This is a genomic window from Mesorhizobium sp. M2A.F.Ca.ET.037.01.1.1, assembly GCF_003998075.1.
Classification (GTDB): Bacteria; Pseudomonadota; Alphaproteobacteria; order Rhizobiales; family Rhizobiaceae; genus Mesorhizobium.
Genome location: NZ_RZSA01000213.1, coordinates 1 through 7,881, shown reverse-complemented (window position 1 = coordinate 7,881; position 7,881 = coordinate 1). Strand labels below are relative to the sequence as shown.

The 7,881-nt window shown below is 65.1% G+C and carries 8 protein-coding genes; 5 read left to right on the top strand and 3 right to left on the bottom strand.

Annotation, left to right across the window (positions count from 1 at the left end; genetic code table 11):
* The first annotated feature begins 53 nt into the window (after positions 1-53).
* The 4 genes from EOA27_RS13150 to EOA27_RS13135 all read left to right on the top strand — a co-directional run bounded on the left by EOA27_RS13150 (position 54) and on the right by EOA27_RS13135 (position 4,672).
* Positions 54-1,967 carry a methyl-accepting chemotaxis protein gene (locus EOA27_RS13150; protein ID WP_127256373.1) on the top strand — a complete coding sequence of 638 codons (1,914 nt, stop codon included), beginning with the start codon at positions 54-56 and terminating at the stop codon, positions 1,965-1,967.
* A 241-nt stretch (positions 1,968-2,208) separates the two neighbouring features.
* Positions 2,209-3,315: a hypothetical protein gene (locus EOA27_RS13145; RefSeq protein ID WP_126080019.1), complete on the top strand. Its 1,107-nt coding sequence runs from the start codon at positions 2,209-2,211 to the stop codon at positions 3,313-3,315.
* Positions 3,316-3,512: 197 nt separating this feature from the next.
* Positions 3,513-4,127: a nucleoside triphosphate hydrolase gene (locus EOA27_RS13140; RefSeq protein WP_126080018.1), complete on the top strand. Its 615-nt coding sequence runs from the start codon at positions 3,513-3,515 to the stop codon at positions 4,125-4,127.
* Between the two features lie 212 nt (positions 4,128-4,339).
* A complete protein-coding gene (locus EOA27_RS13135) occupies positions 4,340-4,672 on the top strand; it encodes a hypothetical protein (RefSeq protein WP_348633084.1) in 333 nt (110 codons plus the stop codon).
* 384 nt (positions 4,673-5,056) lie between these two features.
* Here EOA27_RS13135 and EOA27_RS13130 read toward each other — a convergent pair whose 3' ends face one another.
* The 3 genes from EOA27_RS13130 to EOA27_RS13120 form a co-directional block, all read right to left on the bottom strand.
* Complete coding sequence (locus EOA27_RS13130; RefSeq protein WP_126080016.1) at positions 5,057-5,761, bottom strand: glutathione S-transferase N-terminal domain-containing protein; 705 nt, start codon at positions 5,759-5,761, stop codon at positions 5,057-5,059.
* A gap of 150 nt (positions 5,762-5,911) precedes the next feature.
* Positions 5,912-7,120 (bottom strand): beta-ketoacyl-[acyl-carrier-protein] synthase family protein, encoded by a 1,209-nt coding sequence (locus EOA27_RS13125; protein ID WP_126080015.1) that lies wholly within the window; start codon positions 7,118-7,120, stop codon positions 5,912-5,914.
* Between the two features lie 4 nt (positions 7,121-7,124).
* On the bottom strand, positions 7,125-7,379 hold the full coding sequence (locus tag EOA27_RS13120; protein WP_041003067.1) for an acyl carrier protein: 255 nt from the start codon (positions 7,377-7,379) through the stop codon (positions 7,125-7,127).
* Positions 7,380-7,631: 252 nt separating this feature from the next.
* Between EOA27_RS13120 and EOA27_RS13115 the strand changes: the two genes are divergently transcribed.
* Positions 7,632-7,881: urease accessory protein UreD (locus tag EOA27_RS13115; RefSeq protein ID WP_245491082.1), on the top strand; the 250-nt coding region annotated here is incomplete at its 3' end.

Here is a 7,881-nt window from a genome sequence, read left to right as displayed (position 1 = left end):
ATCCCCACCTCCTTTCCGCTAGTATGTCGCGGCTTGGATTTGGGGGGATCGGCATGTCGGAAATCGCCACGGGTACGACCTCGTTGCTCAGGGCATCGCTCAGCCGCACCGGCAAATGGGCGGCGAGCTTCGCCTTTATCAGCGGCGCAGTCGGCGATGTGCTCAACCCGCTCGGGCCCTTTGCCGCCTACATTGCCCTGGTCGCGGCCGTCGCGGCCATCATCATCGCCGTCGCCATGGTGCTGCGCCTGGTGCTGGCCGCCAAGGCGATGCCGGCGCTGATCTTCGCCACCAGTGCGGCGGCGATCGCCGGCGGCGTCTACGGCATCCAGCAGGAAACGAATTCGCAGAACGGCGTGATCGCCAACCTTGTGCCGGCCGTCGCCGAGCTGCAGCAATCGCTGGGCATCGTCTCGCAGAAGGTGGCGAAGATCGAGCAGACGGTCACCGAGACGCAGAAAACGGTCGAGGAGGTCATGAAGTCGACCGACACGGTCGCCAAGACCACCGAGCAGATCGCTTCCACCCAGCAACAGCAGACCGCGCAGGGTGCCGAGACGCAGAAGACCGTCGAGGCGGTCAAGCAGACCACGGATACGGTGGCGCAGAAGACTGAGCAGATCGCTTCCGCCCAACAGCAGCAGTCGGCGCAAGGCGCCGAGACGCAGAAGACTGTCGAGGCGGTCAAGCAGACGACCGACACCTTGGCCGCCGGCCAGCAACAGCAGCAGGCGCAGGCGGAAAAGCTGCAGGCGACGACCGAGCAGATCGCCGCTTCGATCGACACGATCGCCAAGGGCTTCGCCCGGCTCTCGGCCCAGGGCGGCGCGATCGCCGATCCGAAGCGTCCCGACGAATTCTACCACAATGCCCGCGTCTATGAGCTCGCAGGCGACATGCTCAACGCCCGCCGCTCCTATCTCGCCTTTGCCGGCTTCGACGTTGACGCCATCGACCCCTATACGCGCTTTGCCACGCTGCTCAGGGTCCAGGACGGCAAGGCCGGCGCCCGCGAAGTGTTCGGCACGCTGACGGAGAAAGCCAAGGCGCCCTCGATCAAGCTCGTGCATCTGTTGCAGTTCGACGACGCGCAGCGGCTCGACAAGCTCAACGCCTTCATCGCGGCCAACCCCGATTATGCGCCGGCTTATTTTCTCCTGGCGCAGGAGTTTTCCGAGGATCGCCTCGGCAGCCAGACGCTGGCCGACAAGCGCAGCGAGGCGCAGGCGCTGAGCAAATTCGTCGCCTACGAGAAGGACGGCGGCCTGCTGAAATATTTCGTCGACCAGACACAACTGGCCGACTGGCTCGACCGCAGCCGCAGCCGGCTGACGGCGTTGGGCGACGTGCTCGACCCGTCGCGCTTCGTGCCGACGCTGACGCCGATGCGCTCCAACGCCGGCTGGTCGATGACGATCTCGCTGCCCGAGCCGGCGACGGCGATCTCCTGGCGCCTTGGCGATTCCGGCCCGTTCACCGACACCGGCCTGATGGCGATGAACGACCAGCGCACCGGCAAGCCGATGCCCAATCCGAGCTTCGAGTTGCCGGACAGCACTGCCGCCACCACCATCGCCATAAAATATCTCGACATCCGCGGCCGCGAGACCGGCCCGTTCGACATCCGCTTCGACCCCGACGGCGCGCTCCAGCAGGAGAACAAGCAGATCCTCGACCAGTTCTGGACGTCGTGGATCGCTTTCGATTCCGGCGGCAATCGTGGCCTGGTCTATTTCACCCAGATGCTCTCCTACCGCTGCGCCATCAAGGAGGTGCATTACAGCCTCAACGGCAGCGCGCTCGACAAGGAGATCAAGATGCCGCCCTGCGACGCAAAGGACCCCTATGCCATTCCCTCCGACTACCAGCCCTATTTCAAGGTCAAGGACGACGTGAAATCGATGGCGGTTCAGGTGACCTATACGGATGGCACGAAGTCGCCGGTGCGGGAGTATAAAAGGCAGTAGGGCTCCACCCTCCCCCTTGTGGGGAGGGTCGATCCGCGCAGAGGATCGGGATGGGGGTCGAAAGGACTCTTTTTGTCAGACCCCTCCCCGTCGACCGGTCTCCGCTTTGCTCCGACCGCTCGCCGAGCCTCCCCGTAAGGGGGAGGGTGAGGAACTGATGCAAAATGCCGATCGCGCTGCTTGCACGGGAGGCATTCGACGGGCTTTGCTCCCCGCGAGAAAAGATTCGCGGGAGGCATTCATGAACACGGTCACGATCGGCGCAAAAGGCATCTCCGTCTCGCTCGATCTCGCCGTCGGCCATATCGCCGCCATGGACATCGAGGCCGATGGCCGCGTTCTGAAGCCGCTGCATCGCGCGCCCTGGGTCGGCGCGCCGCGCGAGACATTGCCCGCGAACCTCCCGGAAGGCACGGTGCGCCTCTCCGGCGATTTCCTCTGCTCACCCTTCTCCGCCAGCGACGTCGAGGCGGCACCCCTGCATGGCTGGCCGGCCAACAGCGAATGGGACGTCGTCGAAAAGGGCGCCATTGCCGGCGGCTGGCGGGCCGTGTTCCGGCTGCGCCGCAAGGTGATGGGCGCCGCCGTCGACAAGGTTTTTACCCTGCGCGACGACCATCCTTTCCTTTACCAGGAGCACGTCTTCTCCGGCGGCTCCGGCGCCATCTCCGTCGCCCATCATCCGATGACGGTCATGCAAGGCGGCGGCCGGCTCGCCTTCTCGCCCAAGCGCGTCGCTGTCACGCCCCCAACGCCGCTGGAGCCCGACCCGGCGCGCGGCCGCTTCATGCTTGCCTATCCGGCCCGCGCCGCCGACCTCACGCAGTTTCCGCTCGCCGCCGGCGGCACCACCGACCTCACCGACTACCGCATGGAAGACAGGCGCGAGGATTTCGTCACGCTGGTCGAGGCGGATCACGGCGGCCCGGGCTGGACGGCGATCGCGCGGCGCGCGGAGAAGGACCTGGTTCTGGTGCTGAAGAACCCGGCCGAACTGCCGGTGACGATGCTGTGGTTCTCGAATGGCGGCCGCGACTACGCGCCCTGGAGCGGCCGCCATCTCGGCGTGCTCGGCATCGAGGACGGCCGCAGCGCGATCGGCCATGCCGCCTCGCTCGGCGACAATTGGCTGAAGCATGAAGGCATGGCCACGGCCTTCGCGCTGGCTGAAGGGCGGTCGGTGTCGTTTCGCCATGTCATCGGCGCGGTTCCGTCCGCCGAGGCCGAGGCGCCGGCCGAGATTGAGGCAGTGGCCGATCGTTTGCGCGTTCTTGCGCCGAACGGCGCGGTGAAGGAGGCGCCGTTCGACAGCGGCTTCCTGCGCATCGGGCGTTCAGCTCCGGCGTAGGGGTTCAGGCGGGGGCGCCTGGGAGTTCGTCATTCCAGGGCGGAGCCCGTGGATGACGAAGGGGGCAGGCGTTCCGGCCAATTTCGAAAGCGGGAGGCTGCCGAACAAGCGGTCGAGCCTCAGTCACCAAGAGCAGGTTTGAAATTTCCACCGACACCCGCCAAAATGCCGGCCGCACCCTTACCGAAGAGGCGCCGATGTCCGAGATCGCCCATATCACTGCCGCCATCTTCAAGCGCGCCGGCAAGGCCAAGCGCTTCGTCGTCGCCATTGCCGGTCCGCCGGGCTCCGGCAAGTCGACACTGTCGGCGAACCTGCATGAGCTTCTGCCCGAAGGCACATCCGAGGTCGTGCCGATGGACGGCTTCCACTATGACGACATCATCCTCAACCGCCGCGGCCTGCGTCCGCGCAAGGGCGCGCCGGAAACCTTCGACTTCGCCGGCTTCGAGACGCTGTTGAAGCGCATCCGCTCCGGCGAACCCGACATCGCCATTCCGGTGTTCGACCGCAGCATCGAACTGTCGCGCGCGGCGGCCGAGATCGTTTCCGCCGACACCAAGTTCATCCTGGTCGAGGGCAATTACCTGCTGCTCGACGAGGAGCCGTGGACGCGGCTGGCGCCATTGTTCGATTTCACCATCTTCGTCGACGTGCCGCGCAATGAGCTCGAGCGCCGGCTGATGGAGCGCTGGCGCGAGCATGGCAAGTCGGATGAGGACGCCCGCGCCTGGATCGCCTCCAACGACATGCCCAACATCGAGCGCGTGCTGGCGCGGCGCCGGCCGGCCGACATGGTCATCGGTCAATGACGGGTCATTGATCAATGATGCTGGTGATTGGTTAACCTGCTCAATTTTCGATATTTTCGGACGGGAACTTTAAGGTTTTCACGCCGTTATCAGCCTATCCCGAATTGTCCGGCGCCGGAGCAATTCCAGGGGAGCGGACAACCGCTTTCCGTCCGGAATTGCGAAAAGAAGCGAGCAGGAACTGTCAGATGGCAACCAACAGCAGAAAGCCCGTGGCCAAAAAAACCAGGGCCACCCAATCCAGGACGACGCAGGCCAAGGCGGGCGCCGGCCCGGCGATCGCCGAGCGATCGAAAGACGCCAAGCCGGCTTTCGGCAAGGCGGCCCCGAAGAAAGTGACGCCAGGCGTGACCCACAAAGCCGCGGCCCGTAAGGTTGCGGCCCATAAAGTCGAGGCTAAGAGCGCGAAACATCCCAAGTCGGCGGCAAAGAAAGCGGGTCCGATCCGCGCCGTGGCAAGCGTCGCCACAGGAGCAGTCGTCGCGACTGCGCGGCTTGCGGCCTCTATGCTCGGCCGCAGTGGTGCCAAGGCCAAGACGAAATAGCCCTTTTTGCGCGATTCCGGACGGCGAAGTCGCCGAGCCGGACCTTCGCGATTGGCGGTCAAGACAGCTCGGTCGTCATTCCAGGGCGGAGCAAGGAGCGAAGCGACGCGCGCAGACCCTGGAATCCATGCCGTGACGCTAAAGCGTTGCTGCAGTTACAGAATTCTGCACCGTTGCACTCTACGGCAGCGGCCACGGCATGGATACTCGGGTCAAGCCCGAGTATGACGACGTCCTGGGGGTTTCGGCTAATCTCCAACGTGGGCGCTAGCCGCGCCCGCTTAGCCCACCGCTACCTTCAGCCAAAGCGCCGAGCGTCGAAACCAGCCCGGCATGGGCGCGCCCGCAGGACTCTTGTGCCGCACGACTTTACCTGAACCGTCTTCAGCCCTTCGCCGGAATGGTGAGGCCCCTTTTCACCGCCGGCCGCGCCAGGCCGCGCTCCAGCCATTCGGCGACGGTCGGGAAATCATCGAAACCGACCAGCTCGCGCGCTTCGTAGAAGCCGATCAGGTTGCGCACCCAGCCCAGCATCGACACATCGGCGATCGTGTAGTCGTCATCCATGATCCACTTGCGGCCCTTCAGCCGCGTTTCAAGCACTCCGATCAGCCGCCGCGATTCGTCGCGGTAGCGTTCGAGCGGCCGCTTGTCGGCGATCTCGCGCCCGGCGAATTTGTGGAAGAAGCCGACCTGCCCGAAGATCGGGCCGATCGCCGCCATCTGGAAGAACACCCACTGGATCGTCTCGTAGCGCCGTGCCGGATCGGCGGGAATGAGCTTGCCGGTCTTGTCGGCCAGATAGAGCAGGATGGCGCCGGACTCGAACAGGCCGATCGGCTTGCCGCCCGGGCCGTCCGGGTCGATGATGGCCGGTATCTTGCCGTTCGGGTTGAGCGACAGGAATTCCGGCGTCCAGCTCTCGTTCTTGCCGATATCGACATAATGCGGCTCATAGGGCAGGCCGATTTCCTCCAGCGCGATCGAGACCTTCACGCCGTTGGGCGTCGTGGCCGAATAGAGCTGCAGGCGCTCGGGCTGCTTGGCCGGCCAGCGCTTGGCTATCGGAAAGGCGGACAGGTCGGTCATCGGAAACTCCGGATAGGGCTGGCGCCGGGCGGCGCTCACAATGGGTGGCAAACAATACGGCGGGGTGAGGAAGAGTTAGGTCCCCGGCCGGCCGGGATCAATACACCGGCCACCGGCGGCCGATGCACATACAGTCAACCGGGATTGTGATCAGACCGCCTTGAAGGCCAGCACCGCATTGGTTCCGCCAAAGGCGAAACTGTTGCTGAGCGCGGCGCGTATCTTGCGCTCGCGCGCCGTGTTGGGCGTTACGTCGAGGTCGCATTCCGGGTCGGGCTCGCGATAATTGGCGGTCGGCGGCACGATGCCGTCGCGGATCGCCATCACGCAAGCGATCATCTCCAGCCCGCCGGAAGCGCCGAGGCAATGCGCATGCATCGACTTGGTCGAGGACACGGAGAGCGAAGGGGCGTGGTTGCCGAAGACGCGCTTGATCGCGGCGGTCTCGATCTGGTCATTGGCCTTGGTGCCGGTGCCATGCGCGTTGAGGTAGTCGACGTCTTCCGGATTGAGCCCGGCATCCGCCAGGCAGAAACGCATCGCCGCTTCCGGTCCCTCGACGGTCGGCGCGACGATGTCGGAGGCATCGGCGGAAAGCCCGACGCCGGCGATCTCGGCCAGGATGGTGGCGCCGCGCGCCATCGCGTGATCGTAGCTTTCCAGCACCGCCATGCCGGCGCCTTCGCCAAGCACGAGGCCCGCGCGGTCGGCCGAGAATGGCCGGCACGTGTCGGGCGAAAGCACCCTGAGCGCCTCCCAGCCCTTGAGCACGCCCCACACCAGCGGCGCTTCGGTGCCGCCGGCAACCATCACGTCGGCGCGGCCGAGCCTGATCTGGTCGACCGCCGTGGAAATTGCATGGTTGGCCGATGAGCAGGCCGAGGTGGCGCCGAACACAGGGCCGCGCAGCCCGAGCGCCATGCTCACCTGCCCGGCGGCCGCGCCCGGCATCACTTTCGGCACGGTGAAGATGGCGGCGCGGTTGCGCCCCTCGAGCAGGATCGCGCGGTAATTCTCCTCGATGGTCTCGAAGCCCGCGACGCCGATGCCGACGATCGCGCCCATCCGGTAGGTGTTGTCGGCATGTGCCGTCAGTCCGGACTGCCGCATGGCCTCGCGCGCGGCGATCACCGCCAGCAGGCTGAAACGGTCCATCGAGACGACCTGCTTGCGGTCGATGCCATGTTCGGGCAGTTCCTTGATTTCGCAGCCGGTCTTGACCTTGAGGTCATGCAGCGACGGATTGTCGATCGGGCCGATCGCCGAGCGGCCGGCGCGCATGGCGTCCCACATGGCCGGCACATCGTTGCCAAGCCCGCAAATCCCGCCAATACCGGTGATGACGATGCGTTTTTGCATGCAGTCAGGCTTTTTTCGCGATCAGTTCGCGAACCGCCTCGACCATGTCGCCGACGTTCTTCAGGTTGCTCCAGGCATCGACCGTGTTCATCTCGATCTCGATGCCGTACTTCTCCTCGAGATCGAAGATGATCTCGGTCAATTCCAGCGAATGGATGCCGAGCGTTCCGAGATCGGTGCTGGCGGTGATTTCCTCACCGCCGGTGTCGGCATGCGCTTTGATCTTTTCGATGATCTCGGTCGTCAGCTGGTCAGCCATTCGGTTCCTTCCCTGTCGTTTTCCCGACGCCAACTGATCAGCGCCCTTTTTTGGTCCCCGGATCCAACAACGCCGTTGCCCTTACCTCGCCAGACACCGCGCGACCGCTCCAGGGTGGCTTCCCTCTATAGAAACCAAAACGATGTCAAGCAACAAGCGATATATCGACAAAGCCGCCGGAGTGCTTAACCTGGAAACGTGGACACGATCGACAACGCCCTGACACCCGCCTTGCCTTTGGCCGGCGCTCCTTTGCCTGCCGCGCAACGTGTTGCCGGGCGAGCCAGGCTTTTCTGCGGCAAGAGCGATGGTCGGACGCGCCTGCAGCGGCTCTACCAGGACGGATCGGCCAAGATCCGCCTGCCGGCGGTGCAGGGCGATCCGCTCGAGGCGGTGCTCATCAACACGGCCGGCGGAATGACCGGCGGCGACCGCCTCGGCTGGACGATCGAGGTCGGCGCCGAGGCCTCCGCCTCCATCACCACCCAGGCCTGCGAGAAGG

Coding starts and splice junctions, on each gene's coding strand:
- EOA27_RS13150 (WP_127256373.1), top strand. CDS start 54: ATGTCGGAAATCGCCACGGGTACGACCTCGTTGCTCAGGGCATCGCTC.
- EOA27_RS13125 (WP_126080015.1), bottom strand. CDS start 7,120: ATGCAAAAACGCATCGTCATCACCGGTATTGGCGGGATTTGCGGGCTT.
- EOA27_RS13120 (WP_041003067.1), bottom strand. CDS start 7,379: ATGGCTGACCAGCTGACGACCGAGATCATCGAAAAGATCAAAGCGCAT.
- EOA27_RS13145 (WP_126080019.1), top strand. CDS start 2,209: ATGAACACGGTCACGATCGGCGCAAAAGGCATCTCCGTCTCGCTCGAT.
- EOA27_RS13140 (WP_126080018.1), top strand. CDS start 3,513: ATGTCCGAGATCGCCCATATCACTGCCGCCATCTTCAAGCGCGCCGGC.
- EOA27_RS13130 (WP_126080016.1), bottom strand. CDS start 5,761: ATGACCGACCTGTCCGCCTTTCCGATAGCCAAGCGCTGGCCGGCCAAG.